General features: G+C 68.1%; 1 protein-coding gene. It reads left to right on the top strand.

Annotation, left to right across the window (positions count from 1 at the left end; all coding sequences use genetic code 11):
* Positions 1-318: 318 nt before the first annotated feature.
* Positions 319-571: hypothetical protein (locus tag CKO31_RS26615; protein ID WP_207148138.1), on the top strand; the 253-nt coding region annotated here is incomplete at its 3' end.

Below are 571 nucleotides of genomic sequence, written 5' to 3' on the forward strand. Positions count from 1 at the left end.
CGCACCGTCTGTCCGTTGGACATTTGGCCCAGGCGCGCGTTCTGCAGCTCCTACCCCCGCCCTATCCATTGCTGAAGGTACGTCGCCACGGGTTGATCCGACCCGACCACGTGCGCCCCCGGGCGGCAAAGCCGCCAACACGGTGTGCCGGAGCAGAGCCCGGGCACGAGAACGCGCGCATCCTGTGAGGGCACAGAGACGGTCAGCTCGATGATCGACGTGGCTTGAACCTAGGCCAGGGCCTGGTCGAGCTGTTGCAGCTCCGAGCCGCGCCCAAGGAAGTGCTAGGTGCGCAGCAGGGAGAGGTGGTCGAGGTGGATGCGGGGGAGCGGCGGGCTCGAGCCGCGGCGCCAGCTCGGCGAGCTTGGTGCGGACCTCGTCGATCGCCCTTTGGAGCTGGAGCCGCTGGGCGGGGTCGGCCACCCTCGCCTCTTCGGCCAGGTAGAAGTCCAGCTTCTGCTGCCAGGGGGCGCGGGGGTCGTCGTTCACCTCCTGCCCTTGCGTTCGGACCAGCAAACCAGCGACTTGGCATCGCCGATGCAGGTGTGCTCAATCCTGACGCTGGCTTGCG

This window comes from Thiohalocapsa halophila (assembly GCF_016583825.1).
Lineage (GTDB): Bacteria > Pseudomonadota > Gammaproteobacteria > Chromatiales > Chromatiaceae > Thiohalocapsa > Thiohalocapsa halophila.